Origin of the sequence: Paracoccus bogoriensis (genome assembly GCF_019431455.1) — a bacterium.
In the GTDB taxonomy this organism is placed as follows: domain Bacteria; phylum Pseudomonadota; class Alphaproteobacteria; order Rhodobacterales; family Rhodobacteraceae; genus Paracoccus; species Paracoccus bogoriensis.
The window spans coordinates 53,850-78,156 of record NZ_JAHYSR010000003.1 but is presented as its reverse complement, the minus strand read 5'-3'; the positions used below and the strand labels follow the sequence as shown (position 1 = coordinate 78,156).

Below are 24,307 nucleotides of genomic sequence, written 5' to 3'. Positions count from 1 at the left end.
GGGCGGAAACCGGCGCGAAAGGGTGTTGTCAGCGATGTCGTTCGAGGCGGGTTTTCCGCGCGGCGCCGAGGAATTGCGCAGGGCGCGTGCGACGGGGCCGGGGCTTCTTCTCGTCATCGGGCTGTTTTCGGCGTCTGTGAACCTGCTGATGCTGACGGGACCGGTCTTCATGCTTCAGGTCTATGACCGGGTGTTGGCCTCACGCTCGGTCGAAACGCTGGCGGCGCTGTTTCTGCTGGTGGTGTTTCTCTATCTGCTGATGGGTGTGCTGGACTGGTCTCGCAACCGGGTGATGACCCGCGTCGCCGCGCGCTTCCAGCAACGGATCGAGGGGCGGGTCTTTGCCGCCGCCCTGCGCGAGAGCGCGCTGCAGCGCGGGTCCGAGGCCGCAACCGGCGGGCTGCGCGATCTTGATGCGGTGAACCGTTTTCTGGCCTCGCCCGTGCTGATGGCATTGTTCGACCTGCCCTGGGCGCCTCTGTTTCTGACGGTGATCTTCCTGTTTCACCCGCTTCTGGGCGCGGTGGCGCTGGTCGGCGGCCTGGTGCTGGTGCTGGCGATGGTGGTAACGCGGCGCTTGACGTGCGCGCCATTGCAGAATGCCGCTCTGTCAGCAGCGCAGGCGCAACGTATGGCCGATCTGTTCCGCGACCAGGGCGAGGCCGTGGGCGCGCTTGGAATGCATGGCAACACGTATCGGCGTTGGCAGGCCCTGCGCGATCAGGCACAGCGTCATGCTGTGGCGGGCACGGATCGCGGTTCCGGCATGGCGGTCTTTTCGCGCGGTTTCAGGCTGTTTCTGCAAAGCGCGCTGCTGGCGGCGGGGGCCTGGCTGGTCCTGCGCAACGAATTGACGCCGGGCGCGATGATCGCCAGCTCGATCATGATGGGCCGGGCGCTGGCGCCGATCGACCAGGTGGTCGGCGGCTGGCCCTCGGTGCAAGCGGCGCAGGACGGCTGGGCGCGGCTGGCGGGGCTACTGGGGCGCAACCCGCCCGAGACGCCGCGCACCCCCCTGCCCCGGCCCGAGGCGCGGCTTGAGGTGCGCAACCTGACTGTCGCGCCCCCGGGCGAGGCGGTGCCAGTCCTGCGAGGCCTGTCGCTGTCCATCGGGCCAGGACAGGCGCTTGGCGTCATCGGCGCGTCCGGCGCGGGCAAATCGACCCTGGCCCGCGCCCTGATCGGGGCCTGGGCGCCGGCCTCGGGACAGGTGCGCCTTGGAGGCGCGACACTGGACCAATACGCACCCGACATGCTGGGCGCGCTGATCGGATATCTGCCCCAGCAAGTGACGCTGTTCGACGGCACCATCGCCGAGAACATCGCCCGGCTGGATCCCCATCCCGATGCCGACCGCGTGGTCCGCGCGGCGCAGGCAGCGGATGCGCACCAGATGATCCTGGACCTGCCGCAGGGCTATGACACGCGGATCAGTCAGACGGGCGGGCGGCTCTCGGGCGGACAGATTCAGCGAATCGGGCTGGCGCGGGCGCTTTACCCCGACCCGGTGATGCTGGTTCTGGACGAGCCGAACGCCAATCTGGACAATCACGGATCAGAGGCGCTGAACCGCGCGATCCGGCGGATCAAGGCGCAGGGCGGCGCGGTGGTGATCATGGCGCATCGCCCGGCCGCGATCAACGAATGCGAATTGCTTCTGGTGCTGGAACGGGGCTGGCCACGTGCCTTCGGGCCACGCGATCGCGTGCTGCAGGAGATGGTCGAGAACTCGGCCCAGATCCGGCGCGCACAAGCGGCCGGTCGGCAGGGAGGCGTGACATGAGCGAGGGCAGAGAACAGGACTGGCCCGTCCGCGCACCGATTCTGGTCGGGCTTCTGGCGCTTGCGGTGCTGGTGGCGGGGCTTGTGCTCTGGGGCACCGGCGCGCGGATCAGCGGCGCGGTCGTCGCCGGCGGCCAGGTCGAGGTTCAGCAGCAGCGTCAGATCGTCCAGCACCCCGATGGCGGGGTCGTCGCGCGCATCGCGGTGTCCGAGGGGATGACAGTCGCGGCGGGCGATCTGCTGATCGCGCTGGACGGGACGCTGCTGCAATCCGAACTGGCCATCGTCGAGGGACAATATTTCGAGATCCTCGCCCGCCGCGGCCGGCTGGAGGCCGAACGTGACGAGGCCGAGGCCCCGGATTTCCCCGACGAACTGATCCAGGGCGCGCAGGCGCAGCCCGCACTGGCAAGCCTGATCGAGGGGCAGATGCGCCTCTTTCGGTCGCGCCGCGAGACGCTGCGCCAGTCGCTTGGGCAATTGGCGGCCCAATCCGAACAGATCGGCTCGGAAATTGCGGGGATCGACGCGCAGATGCAGGCACTATCCGCGCAAGGCGCGCTGATCGCGCAGGAATTGCGCGACCAGCGCAACCTGCTGGATCGCGGCCTCGCACAGGCCTCGCGCGTTCTGGCGCTGGAGCGTGAAGCCGCGCGGCTTGAGGGAGAGCTTGGCGCATTGCAGGCCCAACGCGCGGCGGCGCAGATCCGGCGCACGGAAATCGGCATCCAGCGCCTGCGTCTTGGCGCGGCCCGGCGCGAGCAGGCCGAGACTGAACTGCGCGACCTGGGCTATCGCGAGCTGGAACTGGCGGAACGGAGGCGGGCGCTGGCCGAACGCATCGCCCGACTGGAGATCCGCGCGCCGGTCGCGGGGGTCGTCCACAACATGCAGGTGACGACGCCGCGTTCGGTCGTGCGCGGGGCCGAGACGCTTCTGTATCTGGTGCCGCAGGACCGACCCCTGCAGATCGGCGCGCGGATTGCGACAAACAATGTGGACGAATTGCAGATCGGGCAGGCGGTCTCGCTGCGCTTCTCGTCCCTTTCGGCACGCATCACCCCCGAGATCACGGGCCGGCTGGAGCGCGTCTCGGCGGATGCGTTGACCGACCCTGCGACCGGGGCGCCCTATTACCGCGTCGAAATCGCCATTCCCCCCGACGCACTGGCGCTGCTGGAGGGGGTGGTCCTGCTGCCGGGAATGCCGGTGGAAATCTATATCCGCACATCGGAACGCAGCCCCTTGGCCTATCTGATGAAACCTCTGACCGTCTATTTCAACCGCGCCTTCCGCGAGGGGTGAGCGGTTGCGACCGCCCCCTTGATCGGTCAGACTTCCTTTGGAAAAGAGGAGGACCCCCGATGCTGCGTATCCTGTCCCGGCCGGCGACCCGCCTGATGGAGCGGTGGCTGCCTGACGCGTTCATTTTCGTGATCATCCTGACATTGATCGCCGCTTTCGCCGCGATGTTCGGTCAGGGCACAAGTCCGGTTCAACTCATCGAATTCTGGGGCAACGGTTTCTGGGCGCTTCTGTCCTTTTCGATGCAGATGTTGCTGGTCCTGGTCACGGGCTTCATTCTTGCCTCATCCCCGCCGGTGCGGCGGCTTCTGGGCAAGCTGGTTGGGCTGACCGACAGCCGCGGCGGAGCGATTCTTCTGGTCAGCATGGTGTCCCTGGCGGCCAGCTGGATCAACTGGGGCTTCGGCCTGGTCGTCGGAGCAATCTTCGCCAAGGAGCTTGCGCGCAAGATCCGCGTCGATTACCGGCTTCTGGTCGCCGCGGCCTATTCGGGCTTTGTGATCTGGCATGGCGGGCTGTCGGGGTCGATCCCGCTGACCATCGCGACGCCGGGCCACTTCTCCGAAGCGCAGATCGGCGTGATCCCGACCTCCGCGACCCTGTTTTCAAGCTGGAACCTGGCGATCCTGCTCGCGGTCGTGATCGCGGTTCCGCTGGTCAACCGGATGATGCTGCCCCTGAAGGAAGAAGAGGTTCTGGTCGATCCCGAACTGCTGCGCGAGCCGGTCCCCGCGCCAGTCTCCGCGCGCCCAAGCCCTGCGGACTGGCTGGAAACCAGCCCGCTTCTGATGGTGCTGATCGGCCTGCCGGGTCTGGCCTGGCTGGCGCTGTACTTCCTGGGCGGCGGGGCGCTGAACCTGAACGTCGTCAACTTCCTGTTCCTGTTTCTGGGCATCCTGTTCCATGGCAGCCCGCGCAGCCTGCTGACGGCCCTGGACGAGGGAGTGCGCGGCGGCGCAGGGATCGTGATCCAGTTTCCCTTCTACGCGGGGATCATGGCGATCATGACCGATAGCGGCCTGGCGGCCAGCCTGTCAGGCTGGTTCGTATCGATCTCGACCGCCGAGACGCTGCCCTTCTGGTCCTTTATCAGCGCGGGCATCGTCAACCTGTTCGTGCCCTCGGGCGGGGGGCAATGGGCGGTTCAGGCCCCCGTCATGCTGCCCGCGGCCGAGGCCCTGGGTGCGGATGTGGCCAAGGTCGTGATGGGGGTTGCCTGGGGCGATGCCTGGACGAACCTGCTGCAACCCTTCTGGGCCCTGCCCATGCTGGGCATTGCCGGGCTGAAGCCGCGTGACATCATGGGATTTTGCGTGGTTCACCTGTTGGTGGTCGGCATGATCGTCGGCGGGATCCTCTGGATCATCTGACCCGGCACAAGGCTGGTCCCGGGTCTTGACACCACCATCACGATGTCATGATCCCGGCTCAGTCGCGCTTGCGCCGACGCTTCGAGGCGCGCTTGATCTCGGCCAGGCGCGCCTTGGTCGAGACGCGGCCCGGGCTGCGACCCCGGCGGCCCTTGTTCGGACCGCGCGGCAAGGGCTGGCCGTCAAGCTCCAGCAATTCCAGCGTCAGCCCGCCGGTCATCGGCACCGCCTCGGCCAGGCGCACGGTCACGCGCTGCCCGATGCCGATTTCCAGCCCCGTATCGCTGCCCAGCAGCGTCTGGCTGGCGGGATCGTAGTGGAAATATTCCTGCCCGATCGACCGGATCGGCAGCAGCCCGTCCGCGCCGCTTTCGTCCAGCCGCACGAAGGCGCCGAACTTCTGCACGCCGTTGATCCGGCCTGTCATTTCGGACCCGACGCGTTCCGACAGGTAAGCCGCCAGATAACGGTCGGTCGTGTCGCGTTCGGCGGCCATGCTGCGGCGCTCGGTCTCGCTGATATGTTTGGCGGTCTCGGGCAGGCGCTCGATCTGGGCCTCGTCCAGTCCGTCCTTGCCCCAGCCATGGGCCGAGATCAGCGCGCGATGCACGACCAGATCGGCATAGCGCCGGATGGGCGAGGTGAAATGCGCGTAGCTTTTCAGCGCCAGCCCGAAATGGCCGAAATTCTCGGGGTGGTAATAGGCCTGCGTCATGGAACGCAGGGTGGTGATGTTGATGAGTTCGTCGAAATCGCTGCCCTCGGCCTGAGCCAGCAGGCGGTTCAGGTGGCTGGTCATCAGAACCTGACCCTTGGCCAGCGTGAAGCCCGAGGCCTGCGCCACATCGCGCAAGGCGTCGATCTTGTCCAGGCTGGGTTCTTCGTGGACGCGGAACAGAAGCGGCTGGCGGCGCCGGGTCAGCTCCTCGGAGGCCGCGACATTGGCCAGAACCATGAATTCCTCGATCAGCTTGTGGGCGTCGAGGCGTTCGCGGAAGTTGACCGATTGCACGCGGCCATCCGGGCTCAGTTCGATCCGGCGTTCGGGCAGGTCCAGATCCAGCGGCTGCCGCCGGGCACGGGCCTTGTGCAGCAAACCGTAAGCGTGCCAGAGCGGGCGGATCACGCTGTCCATCAGCGGCGCGGTCTGGTCATCGGGATTGCCGTCGGCGGCGGCCTGGGCCTGTTCATAGGCAAGGCTGGCGCGGCTGAGCATGATGCCGCGATGAAAGCTATGGCTGACCTTGTTTCCCTGAGCATCCAGCCGCATCCGCACGGCGATCACCGCACGGTCCACACCTTCATGCAGCGAACAGAGATCGGCTGACAGGGCTTCGGGCAGCATCGGCACGACGCGGTCGGGGAAATAGGTCGAATTGCCGCGCTTCCATGCCTCGCGGTCCAGCGCGCTGTTGGGGCGGACGTAATGGGCGACATCCGCGATGGCGACCCAGATCGTCGCGCCGCCGTCCTCCTCGATCCGGGCGGCAACGGCATCGTCATGGTCGCGCGCATCCAAGGGGTCGATGGTGACAAGCGGCAGATCGCGCAGATCCTCGCGTCCCTGGATGGGGGCGGGGGTGGCCGCCTCGGCCTCTTTCAGGACGGTCTCGGGGAATTCGTCGGGGATGCCGTGCTGGTGAATCGCGATGAGGCTGACCGCGCGCGGGGCCGAGGCATCGCCCAGCCGTTCGATGATCCGCGCCAGCGGCAGACCCAGACGCGCGCGGGGACCGATCTGTTCGGCCTGGACCAGTTCGCCATCCTCGGCGCCAAGCGTCGCATCCTCGCGCACCCGCCATTCGCGGTCCTGGCCCTTGTCGATGGGCAGGATGCGCCCGCCCTGGCTTTCGCGGCGGAAGATGCCCGTGATGCGGTTCGCGCTGGCGGTGATGCGGCGGATCAGCCGGGCCTCGTAGCGGTGATCCTCGGCCTGGACGGCGATCAGGCGGGCCAGAAAGCGGTCCCCCCGGCCCAGTGCAGGATCGGTCCGGCGCGGCAGGTAGAGGATGCGCGGAAGCGCGCCCTCGCCCCGCCATTCCAGCGGCCGCGCGAAGAGATCGCCCGACCCGTCAGGGGCCAGAAGTTCCAGCACCGTGACCGGAGGCAGCGCCTCGGCGTCCAGATAATGGCGGCGGCGGCGTTCCAGCGCGCCTTCGGCCTCCATCTCTTTCAGCAGGCGCTTCAGTTCGATCCGCGCCGCGCCCTTGATGCCGAAGGCCTTGGCGATGTCGCGCTTGGAATTGGCCTCGGGGTTGTCGGCCACCCATTCGAGGATCTGGGCCTTGCTGGGGATCTGGGTCATCGTCCTGCTTTCGGGTGGCTGTCAGAGGTCGCGGCTCATGTCACGATGCGGGATGCCCGCGTCGTCGTAAACCGGGCCATGCGCGACGAAGCCGAGTTTCTCGTAAAAGCCGATGGCGTGGGTCTGCGAAGACAGGGTCGCGCGGGTAATGCCGGGCCGCGCCCGCAGCGCGTCCAGCGCGGCCCGCATCAGCGCCGCACCAAGGCCGCGCCCGCGTGCCTGCGCCAGAACCGCGACGCGGCCGATCTTGCCCGTGTCGCCCTTGAGGATCAGCCGCGCGGTGCCAAGGGGCTGGCCGTCCTCATGCGCCAGAAGGTGGATGGCCTGATCGTCCAGATCGTCCATCTCGTCGGCTTCGGGGACGTTCTGTTCCTCGATGAAGACGCGGCGGCGCAGGGCGTGGCAGGCCGCCAGATCGGTGGTTTCCTCGATGATCATGCGAAATACCGTTCCAGGATGCGCTGATAGATGGCCTTCAGTTGGTGGATCTGTTCGACCGGCACGCGTTCGTCGATCTGGTGCATGTGATGGCCGACAAGGCCGAATTCCACGACCGGGCAGTGATCCTTGACGAAACGCGCATCCGAGGTGCCGCCCGAGGTGGACAGGACCGGCTGCCGCCCGGTTTCCGCCGCCACGACATCGCGGACCAGATCGACGAAGGGGCCGGGCGCGGTCAGGAAGGCCTCGCCCGAAATCTGGGCCTCGACGGTCAGCGTGACGCCGGTATCCGCGCTGATCCGGGCGGCGTGGTCGCGCAGGCGTTCGGTCAGCGAGGCGCCGGTATGCAGGTCGTTGAAGCGGATGTTCACCACCGCCCGCGCCATCTCCGGGATCACGTTCGAGGCCGGGTTGCCGCAGTCGATGGTGGTGATCTGCAGGCCCGAGGGGTCGAAATGCGCGGTCCCCTGATCCAGCGGCGCGGCGGTCAGGTCGGCCAGCATCCGAGTCAGCGCGTGCAGCGGGTTCCTGGCCTGATGCGGATAGGCGGCATGGCCCTGCACGCCGCGCGCCGCGATGGTGAAGGTGGCCGAGCCCCGGCGGCCGATCTTCATCATCTCGCCCATCCGCTCGGGATTGGTCGGCTCGCCCACGATGCAGACATCCATGCGTTCGCCCGCCTTCTCCATCCAGTCGAGGATGGCGATGGTGCCGTCGCGGCCGGGGCCTTCCTCGTCCCCGGTGATGGTCAGGATGACGGCGCCGTCGGGGGGCGTCTGGCGGGTGAAGTCGATGGCAGCGGCGACGAAGGCCGCGACGCCCGATTTCATGTCGGTCGCGCCGCGCCCCCAGATCAGGCCGTCCTGGACATGGCCGGAAAAGGGCGGATGCGTCCAGGATGCCGGATCGCCGGTCGGGACGACATCGGTATGACCGTTGAAGCCGAAGGTCCGCGCCCCCTTGGCGCCCCACCGCGCGAACAGGTTCGGCGTGCCGTTCCGGTCGATGCGACGGGTTTCGAACCCGGCCTGGCGCAGAAGCGTCTCCAGCAGGGTCAGCGCGCCGCCTTCCTCGGGGGTGACCGAGGGGCAGCGGATCAGGCGGGCGGTCAGGTCAGCGGGGTCGGTCATGCGAAAGGTCCGGTTTCAAGGGCGCGACGGATCAGGTTCAGCCCGGTCAGGATGAGAAGAATCAGCGTCCAGCGGCGAAACTGCGCCACATCCAGCCGGTCCTGCAAGGCAAAGCCCGCCTTCATGCCGGCAATGGCGGGCAGGCAGAGCAGCGCGGACAGGGGCAGCGTCGCCGGGTTCAGCACGCCCGAGACCAGATGCGCCCCGGTCAGCACCACCGCGCCGATCAGAAAGACGACGCCCTGCACGCGCACCTGTTCGCGTTTGTCGGTGCCGATGGACAGCAGATAGACGATCAGCGGCGGCCCCCAGATCCCGGAAATGCCGCCGTAAAGCCCGCCGATGATGCCCGAGACCGCCTCGGCTCGTTTCCGGTGGCGCAGGTTCAGGACCAGCGGCCGGCCCGACAATTGCCAGATCGCAAAAGCGGTGATCGGCACGCCCAGAAGCCCATACATCACCCATTGCGGGATCGCGGTCGCAAAGCCCGCCGAGACGCAGATGAACAGCGCCACCATCGCGATATGCAGCCGGAACTTGCGGATCGAGCCGATGGCGGCCTGGCGACCGTCGCGAAAGCTCTGCTGCACGTTGGTGATCAGCGTGGGCAGGATCATCGCGGCCAGCGCGACCATGGCGGGCATGATCGAGCCGAAGGCCGAAATCATGATCATCGGCATGGCAAAGCCCAACGCGCCCTTGACGAAGCCCGCGAAGGCAGTGACCCCGATGGCCGCCAGGATTTGCCACAGCTCCAGTCCGAACATGCCGCGGACGCTACAGGCCGCGTCGGGAAAGGGAAAGGCCACGAATCGCGCAAGGCAGGCCGGGGCTGACGAAAAGATGATCCATGCCAAGGGTTTGCCTCTCTGCCTGTGGGAATTGGGCAACGCCGCGCGGCAGCGATGCCACAGGCGGCGTCGGAAAAATCCAGCAGCCATCGCGCGTTCCGACGCGGCGCGCCTGCCTGCGGCGTCCCTGCGCGCCGCCGCCGCGTCATGGCCCTGTGCAAGAGACTGGCGCGGCGGGGAAAAGATGGCTAATCCGGTCCGGTATTTCCCGCTGTCAAGGAGTAAAAGATGCCCAGCCTCCGCCTTGCCGCCCCGATCCTGGCCGCGATGACGCTTGCCGCCTGCAACACCCAACCCGCAGGTGATCCGATGGGCGGCCTGCCCGCCAATGATTACGTGCTGGTCGGGATCGGCAACGGCACCGTGCCGCTGCGCAACATCACCCTGACGCTGCGCCCCGAAGGCGTGTCGGGCCGCACCCCCTGCAACGGCTATGCCGCGCGCAACACCGTGCCGCTGCCCGCCGTCGCCTTCGAGCCGATCCAGACGACCGGTATCACGAACTGCAGGGACGCCGCGATCGAGCAGCGTTACCTGAACGCCCTGCAACAGGCCAACGAGATGGAATATTTCGGCGGCGTGCTGCGGATCAAGGGGCCGACCTGGCTGATCTTTGAAAGCGGCCGTCCCGCCGACATGGCAACCGACGCCCTGTCGCAGGCGCGCGGCAACCAGTGATCCTGCCGGGCGCGCTGCGGCGCGCCCGATTTCAGCGGGCCATCCGGCGCAGCAGGCGCGCGCGGGCCTCGGGCAAGGGGCGCCCCACCATCTGCTCGGCCAGGCGCACGCGCAGGAAGTGGCCGGTGATGGCCAGCCCCTCGGCCAAGCCCCTGCCGCGATTGTCGCCTGCCCCGCCCATGATCGCGGGCAAGGGCAGCAGCCGATCCGCCCATTCCCCCGCCCCCGCCCGGCTGACCGCACGCCCCGAACGCGGGCTGACATAGGCCAGACCCTCGCGTGCGCCGGTCACCGCACAGGCCGTCAGGTCGAGGCCCAGGCCAAGCTCGTCCAGCAGCAGCATCTCCCATTGCAGGTAATCGGCGGGCCAGTCGGCGGCGCGGTCCATCAGGTCCAGCAGCCGCTCGGTCGCCAAAGCCAGCCTGGGATGGGGGTCGCGTTCGGGCAGGGCAAAGACCAGAAGCGCACAGACCGCGTTCAGACCGGCCAGCGCCAGAGGGTCGGCCATCAGCCCCGCGCGCAGGCGCAGAGGCTCGGCCGTCATTGTGCCCAACTGGTCATCGCGCCGCGCCCGCCAGCGCAGGGCGAGCCGCGCCCCCGGTTGCAGCATCGCGGCGCGCTTCTGCGACGCTCCGCCCGGCACAAGGCCCGCATGGCGGCCATGTTCTGCGGTCAGCACGTCGATGATCACGGCGTTTTCGCCATGGGGGCGGCGTGTCAGCACCGTGCCTTCGGCCTGCCACTCCAATGGCGGTCAGCCCCTGCGCGGAGGGATCAGTTGCTGCGCGGCACCGGCCACCAGCAGCCAGATCGAGGCGGCGATCAGCCCGCCGACGACCAGCGCGGGCGCGTCGAAATCAAGCCACGCCGCCCAGCCCGCAAAGACCACCCAGGCCACGGCCACGGGCAGCGACACGGCGCGCCAGCGTTCGGTGCGGACGGGGTGGATGAACTTGATGTTGGTGAACATCGCGATGGTCAGGACCGAGACGATCAGCAGGATCGCCTCCCACGCCGGTTGGGTGGCGAAGAGCACCAGAACGACCATGTTCCAGCAGCCCGGAAAGCCCGCAAAGGAATTGTCGCGCGTCTTCATGCGGGTATCGGCGAAATAGACGACGCTGCCGAAGACGATGACGATGATCGCGAACCAGCCCGTCCAGCCCGCCAGCAGCCCCGACTGGAACAGCGCGAAGGCGGGGATGAACACATAGGTCAGGTAGTCGATGATCAGGTCCATCAGCTGGCCGTCATAGGCGGGCCAGTTGCGCTTGACCTCGTATCGGCGGGCCAGCGGGCCGTCGATCCCGTCCACGACGAAGGCGACGACCAGCCACAGGAACATCAGCGACCACTCGGCATTGGCGGCCGCCAGCATGGCCAGCATCGAGAGGACCGCGCCCGAGGCGGTCAGAAGATGGACGGACAGGGCCTTGTGACGCAATTGCATGGCCGTCCTTGTCGCAGGTTGAGGCGCGGCGTGCAACCGCACCCGCGTCTCAGCGCAGGATCGGAGGCCCCTTGGGGCGCGGCGCGGGCGGCTCTGCCTGCGGCGGCGTCAGCTCGAAGCGCAGGGCGGTTGCGGGCGGGGCCGCATCGCTGAAGCTGATATCGACACCACCCGGTTGCGGGGGCAGGAAGGCCAGCGCCTCGGCCAGGGCCTTGGCGATGGCGGGCTGGCGGTCGGCGGCCGCGCCCGCGATCAGCAGCACATGGCCCCCCCCGGCCACGCCCGCCAGCGCCGCGCCCGAGATCAGCCCGTGCATGTCCAGAAGCCGCGCGCCAAGCGGTTCGGCCAGGGCCGCGACCGTGTCGGGATGCGGACCCGTCAGGCGCAGGCGCGCCTCGTCGGGCTGGGGCTCGGCGGCCAGGGCGCCGGTCAGCCAGTCCAGCATCCCGGCATCCAGCAGCATTTCCGACGCCGCACCCGGATTGACCAGCAGGCCCGCGCCTTCGGTCCGCAACAGCGCAGCCAACGCCCGACCCGGCATCGCGGCATAGGCGACGGGCGCGCCGAAAAAGCCCGCCAGCCGATCCTCGGCATCGCAGGCCAGGGCGACGGTCACGTCGTCCAGCGGAAAGAGCCGCAATTGCACCTGGTCGTCGTGAGGCTCACGCTCCAGGGCCACGAACAGTTCCGTATCGGCCAGCCGCGACAGCATCCGCGCGCGCAAGGGCGCGTCGGCGTCATGAAAGGGGGTGGTGGCAAGCTCGTCCAGCGCGGTCATGTATGCGGGCCCTCATCGGTGGCGATACCCCCTGCCCTAGTCGGGCCGCGCCGCGCGGGCAAGACCGCGCATCCACTCAGGCAAGCGTGATGACGCAGCAGGGCCGATCGGTGCGGTCTTGCAGGGATGGATCGCAGATCCCTGTTCCTGCCCGCCGCGCCCTGCCGGTGCTGGCGGCGCGCGGCTGTCACCGCTTGGCCCCGGACCAGCCCATGATCGTCAAATCGGACCTGAGAATCGACGGTCCTGGGCGGGCCGGGATCCTAGTCGATGAAGTCGCTGGCCTGGAAATTGCCCAGATTGCCCAGAAGCTGGCCGATCAGCGAGATTTCGGTCACGCTGCCTTCGGTCACGCGGCGCGACAGGGTGACGACGCGACCGCGTTCCAGCCCGAAACGTTCCACATTGCTGACCACGCCGTTGGGCGCGAACGAGATCGCGACGACCTGGCGTTCGACCTCGCGCGGGGGAAGCGCGCCGTATTCGCGCCAGCGCGAGCCGACGTAATACCAGCCCGACCCGGTCAGAAGCCCTTGGGCCGAGGGCCTGCCGATCAGCTCTGGCAGGTCGTCCATGCGGGTCTGTCCCGGCTGGACCTGCGCCAATTCGATCTCTGACGGCACATAGCCGTGATTGCGATAGACGGGAGAGCAGGCGGCCAGACCCAGGACTGCAACGATCGCGAAGCCGAGCAGGCGCTTGACGGTTGGCATGTGGCGAGGCCCTTTTCCTGTAGCGCCGACCGGGGGCGGTTGACGCGGCCTGCCCTGCCTAGCAAACTCGGCCACGACGCTCAAGAATGACAATCTGCGGCCTTGCCGGGCCGCCCGAGCATTGCGGAGAAGCCCTTGCCACCGACGCCGCCGGACCGGAACCGCACCGACCCTCAGGCCCATCCGCAGCGCCTGCGCGTCGCGCATCTGAACCCGAACGCGGCCACGCCCTTTTTACTGCGCCCCGATGGCGAGACACGCGCCGCCATTGCCGAAGAACTGGGCGTCGAGGCGCTGCCCAGGCTGGAGTTCCGCGGCGAGGTCCGGGCCGAGGGCGCACAGGGCTGGCGGTTGGACGGGCAGTTGAGCGCACGCGTCACGCAGGCTTGCGTCGTCTCGCTGAAACCCGTTCGCAGTGAAATTTCCGAACCCGTGCGCCTGCGCTATTCGCCCCATGCGACCACGCCCGAGGGCGACGAAGTCGAGATGGGCGACGAGACGCTGGAACCGCTTGGCGCCTTCATCGACCTGACCGCCGCCATGATCGAGGCGCTGGCACTGGCCCTGCCGCCCTATCCGCGCGCCCAAGGCGCCGAACTGACGCTCCTCCAGGACGAATTCGAACCGGCCGAGGACAGGCGCCGCCCCTTTGCGGGTCTCGACAAGCTGCTCAAGGGGGACGGGTAGCCGCGCGATCGGCGGCGATTCGCACCGGAAGCCGCCATGACGGGTTGCCAGCGCGGCTTGCAGCGGCTAATGCGCGACAAAAGCGCATCCTTGTCCGAATAAACCTGTGGCCCCGCCGCAGCGAGGGCTTGCGGGCGCGACGTTGATCGCGTATCTGCGCGGTTCATTTACGAATTCAAATCCTACGGTGCCAAGGCGTTCCTGCGTCGCACCCAGACAACCGAGGTGGTGACATGGCTGTCCCTCAGAATCGCGTAACCCGCTCGAAACGCAACATGCGCCGCGCGCATGATGCTTTGGTCGCGGGCAATCCGAACGAATGTCCGAATTGCGGTGAGCTGAAGCGGCCGCACCACGTCTGCCCGTCCTGCGGCTATTATGCCGGGCGCGAGGTCGTGGCCCAGGCCAACGAGATCGACCTGGACGACGACGCGGCCTGATCCCTGGCGACCGGCCCTGCGATGAGCGTCGATCACGCGCCCCAATCCGCGCCCCGCACGGCCCAGACCGGGGGCAAGGTGGTGATATCCGTGGATGCAATGGGCGGCGATCGCGGCCCGGCGGCAGTCGTGGCGGGAATGGCGGCCAGTGCCGCCAAGAACCCCGAGATCAGCTTTATCCTCCATGGCGACGAAACGTCCTTGCGCCGCCTTGTCGGGCGCCGCAAGGGATTGGCAGGACGCTGCGACATCAGGCACGCAGCGTCGGTCGTGACGATGGACGACAAGCCCAGCCAGGTGGTTCGCAAGGGCGGCGACAGCTCGATGTGGAGCGCCATCGAATCGGTGCGCTCGGGCGAGGCCAGCGCGGCCGTGTCCTGCGGCAATACCGGCGCGCTGATGGCGCTGTCGATGCTGCGCCTGCGCAAGCTGCCCGGCGTGAACCGACCGGCCATCGCCTGCCTGTGGCCCTCGCGCAATCCGCAAGGCTTCAACATCATGCTGGACGTGGGCGCCGATATCCGCGCCGACGCGCATGACCTGCTGCAATATGCCCAGATGGGGGCGTCCTATGCGCGCAACGGCCTTGGCCTGGACCGGCCGCGCATCGGCCTGCTGAATGTCGGAACCGAGGAACACAAGGGCCGGACCGAACTGAAGCAGGCAGACGAGATGATCCGCGCCGTCGCCGCGGAATCGCAGTTCGACTATGTCGGCTTCGTCGAGGGGGGCGATCTGCCATCGGCTCGCGTCGATGTCATCGTGACGGACGGATTTACCGGCAACATCGCCTTGAAGACCGGCGAGGGGACCGCCAAGCTCGTCGGAGACTTCCTCAAGGAGGCTTTCTCGAACTCGATCATGTCCAGGTTCGCAGCCCTTCTGGCGATGACCTCGTTGCGCCGCCTTCAGAAGCGGATCGACCCGCGCCGTGTGAATGGCGGGATCTTTCTGGGTCTGAACGGCACGGTGGTCAAATCGCATGGCTCGGCCGATGCGACAGGCGTGTCGGCTGCGATCAAGCTGGCCTTTACCTTGACGAAATCCGGCTTTCAGGATCGGTTGGCCGCGCGCATCGCACAAGCCAAGCCCGCCGCAACCGGCGATTCAGGAGCCGCGCATTGACCATTCGTTCCCTCATCACAGGCACCGGGCATTACCTGCCCGAACGCATCGTCGAAAATGCCTGGTTCGAGGACAAGCTCGACACGTCGGACGAATGGATCCGCACCCGCACCGGGATCGAGCGGCGCCATTTCGCCGCCGAAGGGCAGACGACCAGCGACCTGGCGATCCGCGCCGCCCGTGTCGCGCTGGATCGCGCAAGCCTGAGAGCGGATGATATCGACGGGATCGTGCTGGCGACCTCGACGCCCGATTTCACCTTTCCGGCCGTCGCCACGATGGTCCAGCAGGGTTTGGGCATCACCCGCGGCTTTGCCTATGACGTGCAGGCCGTCTGCGCGGGCTTCGTTTTCGCGCTGGCCAATGCCGATGCGATGCTGCGTGCGGGCCTGGCCCGTCGTATCCTGGTGATCGGGGCCGAGACCTTCTCGCGCATCATGGACTGGACGGACCGAAGCACCTGCGTGCTGTTCGGCGACGGCGCCGGCGCCGTGGTGCTGGAGGCACAGGAAGGCGCGGGCACCCGCGATGACCGCGGCATCCTGGCCAGCGACCTCAACAGCGACGGGCGCTATCGCGACCTGCTGCATGTGGATGGCGGCGTGTCCTCGACCGGGACGGCGGGCCATCTGCGGATGCAGGGCAATCTGGTCTTTCGTCACGCAGTCGAAAAGCTGGCGCGCACGGCCCATGACGCGCTGGATAAGGCCGGGCTGACCCCGGACGATGTCGATTGGCTGGTCCCGCATCAGGCAAACATGCGCATCATCACCGCCACCGCGCAGAAGATGCAGCTGCCGATGGACAAGGTCGTGCTGACCGTGGCCGATCACGGCAACACCTCGGCCGCCTCGATCCCGCTGGCCCTGGCCGTGGCCGATGCCGAAGGCCGGTTCAAGCCCGGCCAGGTCATCGTGACCGAGGCGATCGGGGGCGGCCTGTCCTGGGGATCGGTCGTGCTGCGCTGGTAGGCGCACAACCTCGCAGAGAATCCTGCATTTTTCGGCAATTTCCGTTACGTCATGGTAAAATTTGCCGCAACGGCACTTACGACGGTTGACACGGTGCGCGGGCTTTTGAACACTCCGGTTTGTGCAGATGCAGCATAAGGCATCCGCCGACGTGGGGAGGTTTCATAAACATGCCGCTCATCCGTCTGATCGACGGGGTGAACGAGCTTGTCGGCCGCATCGTTTCGGTCGTCGCGATCGTTTTCGCCGGGATCATCATCTACGACGTCTTCATGCGCTATGCGATGGGCCAGCCGACGCGGTGGGCCTTTGACGTCACCAAGCAGCTTTACGGCTTCTATTTCATCATGCTGGGCGGCTATGCGCTGCGCCACCAGGCGCATGTGCGGGTCGATCTGCTGACCGCACGGATGCGCCCGAGCCTGCGTCGCTGGGTCGAGGTGGCGGGCTATGTGGTCTTTTTCTTCCCCTTCGCGTGGATCTTCACCACCCGCAGCTACAACTTTGCCATGACCTCGTGGCGGCAGGGCGAGATGACCGTGGGCGCGATGCAGCTGCCTGTCTATCCACTGAAGATGGCGATGTTCGTTGCTGCCTGCCTGCTGCTGGTACAGGGCGTCAGCGAGGTGCTGAAGCTGCTGCTGAACCGTGCCCCCCATATCCAGGAGCCCGTCGATGTCCGGTGAAATGATCGCGCTGGTGATGTCGGGCCTGCTGCTGCTGGGCTTGTTCATGGGCCATCCGCTGGCGCTGGTGCTGGGCGGCACGGCCGTTCTGGGCGCCTTCATCGCGGATCGTCCGCAGGTGCTGAACATCGTCATCAGCCGCGTTTTCGGCGACGTGCTGGACAATTATGTGCTGATCGCCATTCCGCTTTTCGTGCTGATGGCGCGGTTCCTGTCCGATAGCGGCGTGACCGACCGGATGTTCGAGGCGCTGCGCCATCTGATGGCGCGGGTCAAGGGCGGGCTGGGCCTGGCGGTCGTGTTCATCTCGATCCTGCTGGCCGCGACGACGGGCATCATCGGCGCCTCGATCACGGTGATGGGCGTGATGGCGCTGCGCCCGATGCTGCAATACGGCTATGACCGGCGGCTGGCGACGGGGCTGATCGGGGCCTCGGGCTGCCTCGGCATTCTGATCCCTCCCTCGATCATGCTGATCCTGATGGCGTCCTATGCGCCGGGGCTTTCGGTAGGTCAGCTTTTCGCCGGCGCGATGGTGCCGGGGCTGCTGCTGGGCGCGCTCTACGCGATCTATGTCGCCGTGGTCGCCCGCATCCGCCCGGACTGGGCGCCCCCTGTCCGAGAGGAAGAGGCCCTGTCGCGCGCCGCAATGTGGAAGCTGCTGCTGATCGAGGCCGTGCCGCCGCTGGTCCTGATCCTGGGCATCCTGGGCTCGCTTCTGGCGGGGATCGCCACTGCGACCGAGGCCAGCGCCATCGGCGCCGCTCTGGCACTGTTGATCGTGATCGCACGCGGGCGCTTCCGGTGGGCAAGCTTCTATTCCGCGCTGCTGGAAACGGGCCGCACCAGCGCCATGATCCTGTTCATCGTGGTGGGCGCCACGGCCTTTACCGGGGTCTTCAACATCACCGGCGGCCTGCGCGCCAGCCAGGATCTGATCCGCGGACTGGCCGATGATCCCTATACGCTGATCGCGGTGATGCTGCTGGTCGTGTTCATCCTGGGGATGTTCCTCGACTGGACGGGGATCGTGCTCTTGTCCTTCCCGATCTTCCTGCCGCTGGTGAACGAAATGGGCGTGGACCCGCTGTGGTTCGTGGTGCTGATGGCGGTCGTGCTGCAGACCAGCTTTCTGTCGCCGCCCTTCGGTTATGCGCTGTTCTACATGCGCGCCATCGCCCCGCCCGAGGTCAAGACAGGCGAGATCATCTTGGGCGTTCTGCCCTTCATCGCGATGGTGCTTCTGATGTGCGCGGCGATGATCCTGTTCCCGACCCTGGTGACGTGGCTGCCCGCCGCGCTCTATGGCTGACGATTTTTCAACGAGGAGGCTCTGAAACATGACCAAATTGCTGTCCACCGCCGCCCTGGCGCTGACATTGGCCACGCCCGCGATGGCCACCACATGGACAATGACCTCGACCTGGCCTTCGAGCCTCGAACTGATCGAGATCGACAAATACTGGGTCGAGATGGTCGGCAAGCTGGTCGATAGCGACACGCTGACGATCGACTTCTACGAAGGCGGCAGCCTTGTCCCGCCTGGCGAGGTCTTTGGCGCGGTCGAATCGGGCACGATCCAGGCGGGCGCAGACTGGCCCGGCTACTGGGCGGGCCGCAACAGCGCGTTTTCGCCTCTGGCGACGACGGCCAGCCTGTTCAACGCGGTGGATTACGTCAACTGGATCAAGGAATGGGGCGGTGCGGATCTCTATAACGAGATCTACGGCCAGTTCGGCATGGTCTATCTGCCCTATGGCGTGACCAACAACGAATCGGGCTTCCGCACCGTCAGCCAGCCGATCCGCACCATCGACGACCTGCAGGGCCTGCGCCTGCGCCTGTCGGGTCTGGAACAGGGGCGACTGCTGGAAAAGCTGGGCGGCAACCAGGTCAGCATGGCCGGGGGCGAAATCTACCAGTCGCTGGAACGCGGCGTGATCGACGGGGCAGAATTCTCGACGCCGAACGTGGATTTCTCGGGCGGCTTCCATCAGGTGACCCGCTACTGGTCAACACCCGGCTGGCACCAATCGGCCTCGGTCTTCGGGGTGATGATCAACAAGGATGCCTGGGATGCGCTGGACGAGGCCACGCAGGAGCGCCTGAAGATCGCCGCCGATGCCACGCTTCTGTGGTCGCTGTCCTTCACCGAGCGCCGCGCCAACGAAGCCTATCGCCAGTTCGAGGAAGCCGGGATCGAGATCAACCGTCTGGACGACGAGACCCTGGCCCGCATCCAGGAAATGGCGAATGAAACGATCGAGCAGGTCGCCTGCGAGAACCCCGATTCGGCCAGGGTCTATGCCAGCATGATCTCGTATCTGCAGGATTACGCGACCTGGCGCGATGCCTCGGCGCCGTTCAACTTGGGTCGCACGCCCGACGGCCCGGACCTGGCCACGATCGAAGCCTGCGCCGGCTGATCCGGACGTGCATCCCGCAAGTATCGGGCGGGGAACGATATCCCCGCCCGATCCGTTGACAGTCGGGGCAAACAGGCCCATCCTTGCCACGACGATTGGGGAACGAGCATGGGCGACAAGACACTCACCCGCATGGACCTTGCCGAGGCGGTTTTCCGCGATGTGGGGCTGTCGCGGCACGAATCCGCGCAGCTGGTCGAGAGCGTTCTGAACCATATCTCGGACGCTCTGGTCGAAGGGCAACAGGTCAAGATCTCGTCTTTCGGCACTTTCTCGGTGCGCGAGAAAAGCGAGCGGATCGGGCGCAATCCCAAGACCGGCGAGGAAGTGCCGATCACGCCGCGTCGCGTGCTGTCCTTCCGTCCCTCGCATCTGATGAAGGAGCGCGTTGCCGCCGGCAACAAGCGCAAAGGCTGACGCCAAGGGCCATGCAAAAGGGCGATGACGCATTCAGGTCGATCGGAGAGGTCGCCAGCCTGATCGGCGTTCCGCCCCATGTGCTGCGCTATTGGGAAACGCAATTCGCGCAGCTGAAGCCGATGAAGCGCCCCGATGGACGGCGCTATTACCGGCCCGACGACGTGCGGCTGGCGGCGGGGTTGCGGGTGCTTCTGCGCGATGACGGGCTGACGATTCGCGGCGCGCGCAAGCTGATTGCCGCTGACCGTGGCGAAGCCGTGCGCCAGCGCGGTCTGGCCCATCTGGACGCCACCTCCCGGGCCTCGCCCCCAGCCCCCGAACCTCAGGCGCCCCCCATGCCCCCCGAGAGCGATACCCGCCCCGAACCCTTGCTGCCGTTATTCGACAGGCTGGCAGCACCCGACCCGGCACCCATAGCGCCTTCGCTGCCGCAGGGCGAATGGCTGACCTGCCTGGTTGCGCTGAACCGCACGCTGGCGCGGCACGCCCCGACCCAAGCGCGGCTGCGCGCAGTCCTGACCCTGGCCGGGCGTCTGAGGCTGATCCCTGCCCGCCCCTGCTGAGGCTTTTGCAATTTGGTGACGATTTCCGCTTCGCAGCCCTTGTGCAGCCCCTTGAATACGCTCTATACGGTGCGCGTCGGGCCGTGGCGCAGCCTGGTTAGCGCGTCCGTCTGGGGGGCGGAAGGCCGCGAGTTCGAATCTCGCCGGCCCGACCATTCCGAAAACGCCCATCTCCGGCCGGGGATGGGCGTTTCCCTTTTCCGGCCCCTGCTCGCGAAGGTCATGGCATGAACGGCGTGCTGCCCGATTTCGACATCCGCGCCCTGATCGCCTCGGGCGAGATTTCCGCCGACCTGCCGGTGATCCCCGATCAGATCCAGCCTGCCAGTTTGGACCTGCGCCTTGGCACTGTCGCCTATCGTCTGCGCGCCAGCTTTCTGGCGGGCAAGGGCCGGCGCGTGGCCGACAGGCTGGACGATTTCCGGATGCACCAGATGGACCTGACGCAGGGCGCGGTGCTGGAACGCGGCTGCGTCTATCTGATTCCGCTGATGGAGCGCCTGCGTCTGCCGCGCGGCATCTCGGCTGTGGCCAATGCCAAATCCTCGACGGGGCGGCTGGACCTGCTGACGCGGCTGGTGACCGATGACGGGACCGAGTTCGACCGCCTGCCCGAGGGCTATGACGGCCCTCTTTATGCCGAAATCTGCCCGCGCAGCTTTTCCGTTCTGGTGCGTCCCGGGATGCGCCTGAATCAGCTGCGCTTGCGCAGGGGGCAGGCGGTTCTGGACGATGCCGCGCTGGCCGCTCTGCACCAAGAGACGCCCCTGGTCGGGGGGGCGCCCGCGCTGATCGACCAGGGCCTGGGCTTTTCGGTCGATCTGCGTCCCAAGACGGGCGATCTGGTCGGCTACCGCGCGCGGCCCCATAGCGGGGTGATCGACCTCGACCGGATCGGGGCCTATGCGGCGCGCGATTTCTGGGACGAGCTGCGTTCGACCGAGGGGCGGCTGATCCTGGATCCGGGCGCCTTCTACATCCTGGTCAGCCGCGAATCGGTGGCGATCCCCGCCGATTACGCCGCCGAGATGGCGCCCTATCTGGCGATGGTGGGCGAGTTTCGCGTCCATTACGCGGGCTTCTTCGATCCGGGCTTCGGCATCGGCACGCAGGGTGCGGGCGCGCGCGGCGTGCTGGAAGTGCGCTGCCACGAGGCGCCCTTCGTGCTGGAGCACGGGCAGGTCGTGGGCCGACTGGTCTATGAGCGGATGCGCGCGAGGCCCGAACGGCTCTATGGGCAGGACATCGCGTCGAACTATCAGGGGCAGGGGCTGAAGCTCGCCAAGCAGTTCCGTTAAAGCGGCCCGGTCCGCCACAGCCGCACCTTCAGCCCGCCATGGGCGACGATGGGTCCGGGTTCCTGCCAGGGCAGGCCGGTGGCGCGGGCCAGACCGGCCTCGGTCGTGACCATGCCGACGCGCCAGCCGGCAAAGCGGCTGCGGAACCGTTCGCCCATCTGCGCGTGCAGCCCGAACAGAGGGCCCTTGTTGCCGATCCGCGTCCCGTAAGGCGGGTTCAGCATGATCAGGCCCGGCGCGCAATCGGGCGCCTCGAGATCCGCGATGGCCGAGACCGCGAACCGCGTGACGCCTGCCACTCCGGCGCGTTCGGCATTGGCGATGCTCATGCGGATCGCGCCCGGATCACGGTCGCTGCCGAAGAACTGCACCGGCACGGCGCGCAAGGCGCGCGGCTGGCGCAGCGCCTCCCATGCGGCGGGATCGAAGCTGGCAAGCTGCTGAAAGGCGAAGTCGCGGCTGCGGCCGGGCGCAAGGCCAAGCGCGATCTCGGCGGCCTCGATCGGGAAGGTGCCAGAGCCGCACATCGGGTCCAGCACCGGCTGGCTGCCATCGTAACCCATCTCGCGCAGGAACATCGCGGCCATGGTCTCGCGCAGGGGGGCCTTGGCGACGGCCTGCTTGTAGCCGCGCTTGTGCAGCGATTCGCCGGTCGTATCGACGCTGAACGTGACCAGATCATCCTCGATCCGGGCCTTCAGCGTCACGGGCGCATCATCGGTCACGGGAACGCCAAGTGTTTCGCCAATCGCCCGCGCAATGCGCTGCGTGGCCGCGCCCGCGTGATAGATGCGCGAGGCGCGGCAGGTCGTTTCGACCTTTACCGGCAGGTCGGGGCGCAGGATCGAGGCCCAGGGAAACTTGCGCGCGCGCTTGTCCAGCTGCGCCAGATGCATGGCGCGAAACCCGCCCACCCGCGCCAGAACGCGCGTCGCGCCGCGCAGCCACAGATTCGCGCGCCAGACATCCGGCCAACCGCCGCTGATCGTCACGCCACCAGGCTGCGTGACGGGCGTCCAGCCCAAAGCGGCGGCCTCGGCGGCCAGAGGCGCCTCAAGGCCGGGTGTCGCGACCAGAAAGATGTCGAAATTCTGCTGTTCCATCGCGCAGCCCTAGCGCGGGCGCACGGGAAAGGGAACGACCCTAGCGCCGCGTCATGCGGCCAAGCGTCCGCATCTTCCTGGCCATGTCGCGGGTCTGCTTGTCCTGGCGCGGACGCGGCTGGCCGTCATCCGGCTGGCCGCCGGTCTGCCCCCGGCGGGACAGCTGGTCCATGCCCTTGTTGATTCCCCAGTTCATCGCGCGCCGCATCACGAGGCGGGTGAACATGTTGATGATCTGGTTCATGTTCATGGCTGATCCTCTTCGGCGGGCCAGGCGGTTGGGTCGTGGTCGTCCTCGAACAGATCGGCGGAGACCACAGAGGGAATATCGTCGTCCGCATCCTCGGACGCAAGAGGCAGGCCCAGACCTTCGCCGGGCAGGCGCGATTCCAGCAGGCCCGCTGCCCGCAATTCGGCCAGACCGGGCAGATCGCGCGGGGATTCCAGGCCGAAATGGTCCAGAAACGCCTCGGTCACGACAAAGGTGGCGGGGCGGCCCGGCGTCATGCGGCGGCGGCCCATGCGGACCCATTCCATCTCGATCAGCTGGTCCAGAGTGCCACGGCTGACGGCGACGCCGCGGATTTCCTCGATCTCGGTGCGCGTGACGGGTTGGTGATAGGCGATGATGGCAAGGGTCTCGATCGCGGCGCGCGACAGGCGGCGGCTTTCGACGGTCTCGGCCTGCATCAGAAAGGACAGGTCCGCCGCCGTGCGAAAGGCATAGCCCTGACCCACCTGTTCGAGGGTGACACCCCGCCCTTGATAGCGGCGTCGCAAGGCGGCTACAGCCTCGGCCGGGTCGCAGCCCACGGGCATCCGGTCGGCCAGATCGCGCAGGCTCAGCGGCGCGGTCGCGGCAAACAGGATCGCCTCGACCATGCGTTCCTGCTGATCCAGCGGCGGGGGCGGAAAATCCGGTGCAGGGTCAGGCGCGGTGGTCATCTTGTCTCTGGCGATAGGATATGGGCGCGAAGGTCTCGGCCTGCCGTATCTCCAGCCGGCCCTGCCGCGCAAGCTCTAGCGAGGCGGCAAAGGTCGCCGCCGTCGCGCTGCGGCGGCGGGCGGGGTCGTCCGACCAGCCCTCGGGCAGAAAGACCGACAGGTCCGTCCAATCGCCAGCAAAGCCGATCAGCGCCCGCATCCGGTCCAGGGCCTGTTCCATCGTGAACACATCCTTGCGGTCAAAGGCAAAGGGGCGGAATTCGTCGCGCGTCTTCAACCGTGCATAGGCGCGCATCAGGTCGATCAGGCTGACCTGCCATTCGGTCCGTCGCGTGCGGACGACCGCATCCGGCGCGCCCCGCGCGAACCGCGAGATGCCCAATCGGTCGCGCGCCATCAATTGCGCCGCCGCCTGCCGCATCGCGTCCAGGCGTTCCAGTTGAAAGGCCAGATGCGCGGCCATATCCTCGGCCGAGGGGCCCTCGGCCTGCGGATCGGGCGGCAGAAGCAGCCGCGATTTCAGAAAGGCCAGCCAAGCCGCCATGACCAGATAATCGGCGGCCAGTTCGATCCGCAACGCGCGGGCTTGTTCGACAAAGGCCAGATATTGTTCGGCCAGGTCGCGAACGCTGATCTTCAACAGGTCCACCTTCTGCGTGCGCGCCAGCGTCAGCAGCAGGTCCAGCGGACCTTCATAGCCATCCACATCGACAATCAGCGCCTCTTCGGCGCGGCGGCGGGCAACGCTGTCCGCGTCCGGCGCGGGCAGGTCCAGCCCAGCCTGGGCGGGCGGGTCATCGACCGGGCGCAGATAGGGAACCTTGGCGGGCATCTGGTCCT

General features: G+C 67.2%; 26 protein-coding genes and 1 tRNA gene. 15 read left to right on the top strand and 12 right to left on the bottom strand.

Annotated features, from left to right (window positions below):
- Nucleotides 1–34: 34 nt before the first annotated feature.
- The 3 genes from KY389_RS02225 to KY389_RS02215 are packed head-to-tail and all read left to right on the top strand — an operon-like array spanning nt 35 to nt 4,457.
- The gene (locus KY389_RS02225; protein WP_219829152.1) at nt 35–1,783 is read left to right on the top strand and encodes a type I secretion system permease/ATPase; all 1,749 of its coding nucleotides are present in this window, start codon (nt 35–37) and stop codon (nt 1,781–1,783) included.
- Complete coding sequence (locus tag KY389_RS02220; protein WP_219829150.1) at nt 1,780–3,087, top strand: HlyD family type I secretion periplasmic adaptor subunit; 1,308 nt, start codon at nt 1,780–1,782, stop codon at nt 3,085–3,087. The genes KY389_RS02225 and KY389_RS02220 overlap by 4 nt, the downstream gene beginning before the upstream one ends.
- 59 nt (nt 3,088–3,146) lie before the next feature.
- Nucleotides 3,147–4,457 (top strand): short-chain fatty acid transporter, encoded by a 1,311-nt coding sequence (locus KY389_RS02215; RefSeq protein WP_219829148.1) that lies wholly within the window; start codon nt 3,147–3,149, stop codon nt 4,455–4,457.
- A 58-nt stretch (nt 4,458–4,515) separates the two neighbouring features.
- Here the strand turns inward: KY389_RS02215 and rnr are convergent, their stop codons facing one another.
- Genes rnr through KY389_RS02195 form a run of 4 tightly spaced genes read right to left on the bottom strand, consistent with a single transcriptional unit; the run spans nt 4,516 to nt 9,190 of the window.
- Entirely contained in the window at nt 4,516–6,762 is a 2,247-nt protein-coding gene (rnr, locus tag KY389_RS02210; RefSeq protein WP_219829146.1) for a ribonuclease R, read from the bottom strand.
- A gap of 21 nt (nt 6,763–6,783) precedes the next feature.
- Nucleotides 6,784–7,200, bottom strand: coding sequence for a GNAT family N-acetyltransferase (locus tag KY389_RS02205; protein ID WP_219829144.1), 417 nt, complete (start codon nt 7,198–7,200; stop codon nt 6,784–6,786).
- Nucleotides 7,197–8,333: a succinyl-diaminopimelate desuccinylase gene (gene dapE, locus KY389_RS02200; RefSeq protein ID WP_219829142.1), complete on the bottom strand. Its 1,137-nt coding sequence runs from the start codon at nt 8,331–8,333 to the stop codon at nt 7,197–7,199. The genes KY389_RS02205 and dapE overlap by 4 nt, the downstream gene beginning before the upstream one ends.
- Entirely contained in the window at nt 8,330–9,190 is an 861-nt protein-coding gene (locus KY389_RS02195; protein ID WP_246587892.1) for a sulfite exporter TauE/SafE family protein, read from the bottom strand. The genes dapE and KY389_RS02195 overlap by 4 nt, the downstream gene beginning before the upstream one ends.
- A 222-nt stretch (nt 9,191–9,412) precedes the next feature.
- On the opposite strand from KY389_RS02195, the gene KY389_RS02190 reads away from it, so the two are divergent.
- The gene (locus KY389_RS02190) at nt 9,413–9,862 is read left to right on the top strand and encodes an META domain-containing protein (RefSeq protein WP_219829138.1); all 450 of its coding nucleotides are present in this window, start codon (nt 9,413–9,415) and stop codon (nt 9,860–9,862) included.
- A 31-nt stretch (nt 9,863–9,893) separates the two neighbouring features.
- Here the strand turns inward: KY389_RS02190 and recO are convergent, their stop codons facing one another.
- The 4 genes from recO to KY389_RS02170 form a co-directional block, all read right to left on the bottom strand.
- On the bottom strand, nt 9,894–10,610 hold the full coding sequence (gene recO / locus KY389_RS02185) for a DNA repair protein RecO (RefSeq protein WP_219829136.1): 717 nt from the start codon (nt 10,608–10,610) through the stop codon (nt 9,894–9,896).
- Between the two features lie 6 nt (nt 10,611–10,616).
- Nucleotides 10,617–11,312 carry a CDP-alcohol phosphatidyltransferase family protein gene (locus KY389_RS02180; RefSeq protein WP_219829134.1) on the bottom strand — a complete coding sequence of 232 codons (696 nt, stop codon included), beginning with the start codon at nt 11,310–11,312 and terminating at the stop codon, nt 10,617–10,619.
- Between the two features lie 49 nt (nt 11,313–11,361).
- Complete coding sequence (locus tag KY389_RS02175; RefSeq protein WP_219829132.1) at nt 11,362–12,090, bottom strand: SseB family protein; 729 nt, start codon at nt 12,088–12,090, stop codon at nt 11,362–11,364.
- Between the two features lie 263 nt (nt 12,091–12,353).
- On the bottom strand, nt 12,354–12,803 hold the full coding sequence (locus tag KY389_RS02170; protein WP_219829129.1) for an outer membrane protein assembly factor BamE: 450 nt from the start codon (nt 12,801–12,803) through the stop codon (nt 12,354–12,356).
- A 135-nt stretch (nt 12,804–12,938) separates the two neighbouring features.
- Here KY389_RS02170 and KY389_RS02165 point away from each other — a divergent pair, with 135 nt between their 5' ends.
- From KY389_RS02165 to KY389_RS02115, 11 genes are all read left to right on the top strand, one after another.
- Nucleotides 12,939–13,490 (top strand): YceD family protein, encoded by a 552-nt coding sequence (locus KY389_RS02165; protein WP_219829127.1) that lies wholly within the window; start codon nt 12,939–12,941, stop codon nt 13,488–13,490.
- Nucleotides 13,491–13,723: 233 nt separating this feature from the next.
- Entirely contained in the window at nt 13,724–13,930 is a 207-nt protein-coding gene (rpmF, locus tag KY389_RS02160; protein ID WP_219829124.1) for a 50S ribosomal protein L32, read from the top strand.
- A gap of 21 nt (nt 13,931–13,951) precedes the next feature.
- Entirely contained in the window at nt 13,952–15,055 is a 1,104-nt protein-coding gene (gene plsX / locus KY389_RS02155; protein ID WP_219829121.1) for a phosphate acyltransferase PlsX, read from the top strand.
- The gene (locus KY389_RS02150; RefSeq protein WP_219829119.1) at nt 15,052–16,026 is read left to right on the top strand and encodes a beta-ketoacyl-ACP synthase III; all 975 of its coding nucleotides are present in this window, start codon (nt 15,052–15,054) and stop codon (nt 16,024–16,026) included. Before plsX ends, KY389_RS02150 begins: the two co-directional genes overlap by 4 nt.
- Before the next feature lie 170 nt (nt 16,027–16,196).
- Nucleotides 16,197–16,712: a TRAP transporter small permease subunit gene (locus KY389_RS02145; RefSeq protein WP_219829117.1), complete on the top strand. Its 516-nt coding sequence runs from the start codon at nt 16,197–16,199 to the stop codon at nt 16,710–16,712.
- The gene (locus KY389_RS02140) at nt 16,702–18,024 is read left to right on the top strand and encodes a TRAP transporter large permease (protein ID WP_219829115.1); all 1,323 of its coding nucleotides are present in this window, start codon (nt 16,702–16,704) and stop codon (nt 18,022–18,024) included. Before KY389_RS02145 ends, KY389_RS02140 begins: the two co-directional genes overlap by 11 nt.
- Nucleotides 18,025–18,052: 28 nt before the next feature.
- Nucleotides 18,053–19,138 carry a TRAP transporter substrate-binding protein DctP gene (gene dctP, locus KY389_RS02135; RefSeq protein WP_219829113.1) on the top strand — a complete coding sequence of 362 codons (1,086 nt, stop codon included), beginning with the start codon at nt 18,053–18,055 and terminating at the stop codon, nt 19,136–19,138.
- Nucleotides 19,139–19,246: 108 nt separating this feature from the next.
- On the top strand, nt 19,247–19,555 hold the full coding sequence (gene ihfA / locus KY389_RS02130; RefSeq protein WP_219829111.1) for an integration host factor subunit alpha: 309 nt from the start codon (nt 19,247–19,249) through the stop codon (nt 19,553–19,555).
- 11 nt (nt 19,556–19,566) lie between these two features.
- Nucleotides 19,567–20,121 carry a MerR family transcriptional regulator gene (locus KY389_RS02125; RefSeq protein ID WP_219829110.1) on the top strand — a complete coding sequence of 185 codons (555 nt, stop codon included), beginning with the start codon at nt 19,567–19,569 and terminating at the stop codon, nt 20,119–20,121.
- 77 nt (nt 20,122–20,198) lie between these two features.
- Nucleotides 20,199–20,276 (top strand) — tRNA-Pro (locus tag KY389_RS02120).
- Between the two features lie 72 nt (nt 20,277–20,348).
- A complete protein-coding gene (locus KY389_RS02115) occupies nt 20,349–21,419 on the top strand; it encodes a 2'-deoxycytidine 5'-triphosphate deaminase (protein WP_219829107.1) in 1,071 nt (356 codons plus the stop codon).
- Here KY389_RS02115 and KY389_RS02110 read toward each other — a convergent pair.
- From KY389_RS02110 to KY389_RS02095, 4 genes are read right to left on the bottom strand one after another with little or no spacing between them, the layout of a single operon-like run.
- A complete protein-coding gene (locus KY389_RS02110) occupies nt 21,416–22,522 on the bottom strand; it encodes a THUMP domain-containing class I SAM-dependent RNA methyltransferase (RefSeq protein WP_219829106.1) in 1,107 nt (368 codons plus the stop codon). The two genes, KY389_RS02115 and KY389_RS02110, sit on opposite strands and share 4 nt — an antisense overlap.
- Nucleotides 22,523–22,562: 40 nt before the next feature.
- On the bottom strand, nt 22,563–22,772 hold the full coding sequence (locus KY389_RS02105) for a hypothetical protein (RefSeq protein ID WP_219829104.1): 210 nt from the start codon (nt 22,770–22,772) through the stop codon (nt 22,563–22,565).
- On the bottom strand, nt 22,769–23,467 hold the full coding sequence (scpB, locus tag KY389_RS02100) for an SMC-Scp complex subunit ScpB (RefSeq protein ID WP_219829103.1): 699 nt from the start codon (nt 23,465–23,467) through the stop codon (nt 22,769–22,771). The genes KY389_RS02105 and scpB overlap by 4 nt, the downstream gene beginning before the upstream one ends.
- Nucleotides 23,451–24,299: a segregation and condensation protein A gene (locus KY389_RS02095; RefSeq protein ID WP_219829101.1), complete on the bottom strand. Its 849-nt coding sequence runs from the start codon at nt 24,297–24,299 to the stop codon at nt 23,451–23,453. Before KY389_RS02095 ends, scpB begins: the two co-directional genes overlap by 17 nt.
- Nucleotides 24,300–24,307 lie beyond the last annotated feature (8 nt).

Coding starts and splice junctions, on each gene's coding strand:
- KY389_RS02105 (WP_219829104.1), bottom strand. CDS start 22,772: ATGAACATGAACCAGATCATCAACATGTTCACCCGCCTCGTGATGCGG.
- rpmF (WP_219829124.1), top strand. CDS start 13,724: ATGGCTGTCCCTCAGAATCGCGTAACCCGCTCGAAACGCAACATGCGC.
- plsX (WP_219829121.1), top strand. CDS start 13,952: ATGAGCGTCGATCACGCGCCCCAATCCGCGCCCCGCACGGCCCAGACC.
- KY389_RS02225 (WP_219829152.1), top strand. CDS start 35: ATGTCGTTCGAGGCGGGTTTTCCGCGCGGCGCCGAGGAATTGCGCAGG.
- KY389_RS02190 (WP_219829138.1), top strand. CDS start 9,413: ATGCCCAGCCTCCGCCTTGCCGCCCCGATCCTGGCCGCGATGACGCTT.
- KY389_RS02205 (WP_219829144.1), bottom strand. CDS start 7,200: ATGATCATCGAGGAAACCACCGATCTGGCGGCCTGCCACGCCCTGCGC.
- KY389_RS02110 (WP_219829106.1), bottom strand. CDS start 22,522: ATGGAACAGCAGAATTTCGACATCTTTCTGGTCGCGACACCCGGCCTT.
- KY389_RS02175 (WP_219829132.1), bottom strand. CDS start 12,090: ATGACCGCGCTGGACGAGCTTGCCACCACCCCCTTTCATGACGCCGAC.
- dapE (WP_219829142.1), bottom strand. CDS start 8,333: ATGACCGACCCCGCTGACCTGACCGCCCGCCTGATCCGCTGCCCCTCG.
- KY389_RS02145 (WP_219829117.1), top strand. CDS start 16,197: ATGCCGCTCATCCGTCTGATCGACGGGGTGAACGAGCTTGTCGGCCGC.
- KY389_RS02220 (WP_219829150.1), top strand. CDS start 1,780: ATGAGCGAGGGCAGAGAACAGGACTGGCCCGTCCGCGCACCGATTCTG.
- KY389_RS02170 (WP_219829129.1), bottom strand. CDS start 12,803: ATGCCAACCGTCAAGCGCCTGCTCGGCTTCGCGATCGTTGCAGTCCTG.
- KY389_RS02095 (WP_219829101.1), bottom strand. CDS start 24,299: ATGCCCGCCAAGGTTCCCTATCTGCGCCCGGTCGATGACCCGCCCGCC.
- KY389_RS02215 (WP_219829148.1), top strand. CDS start 3,147: ATGCTGCGTATCCTGTCCCGGCCGGCGACCCGCCTGATGGAGCGGTGG.
- dctP (WP_219829113.1), top strand. CDS start 18,053: ATGACCAAATTGCTGTCCACCGCCGCCCTGGCGCTGACATTGGCCACG.
- KY389_RS02125 (WP_219829110.1), top strand. CDS start 19,567: ATGCAAAAGGGCGATGACGCATTCAGGTCGATCGGAGAGGTCGCCAGC.
- scpB (WP_219829103.1), bottom strand. CDS start 23,467: ATGACCACCGCGCCTGACCCTGCACCGGATTTTCCGCCCCCGCCGCTG.
- KY389_RS02115 (WP_219829107.1), top strand. CDS start 20,349: ATGAACGGCGTGCTGCCCGATTTCGACATCCGCGCCCTGATCGCCTCG.
- KY389_RS02140 (WP_219829115.1), top strand. CDS start 16,702: ATGTCCGGTGAAATGATCGCGCTGGTGATGTCGGGCCTGCTGCTGCTG.
- KY389_RS02180 (WP_219829134.1), bottom strand. CDS start 11,312: ATGCAATTGCGTCACAAGGCCCTGTCCGTCCATCTTCTGACCGCCTCG.
- ihfA (WP_219829111.1), top strand. CDS start 19,247: ATGGGCGACAAGACACTCACCCGCATGGACCTTGCCGAGGCGGTTTTC.
- rnr (WP_219829146.1), bottom strand. CDS start 6,762: ATGACCCAGATCCCCAGCAAGGCCCAGATCCTCGAATGGGTGGCCGAC.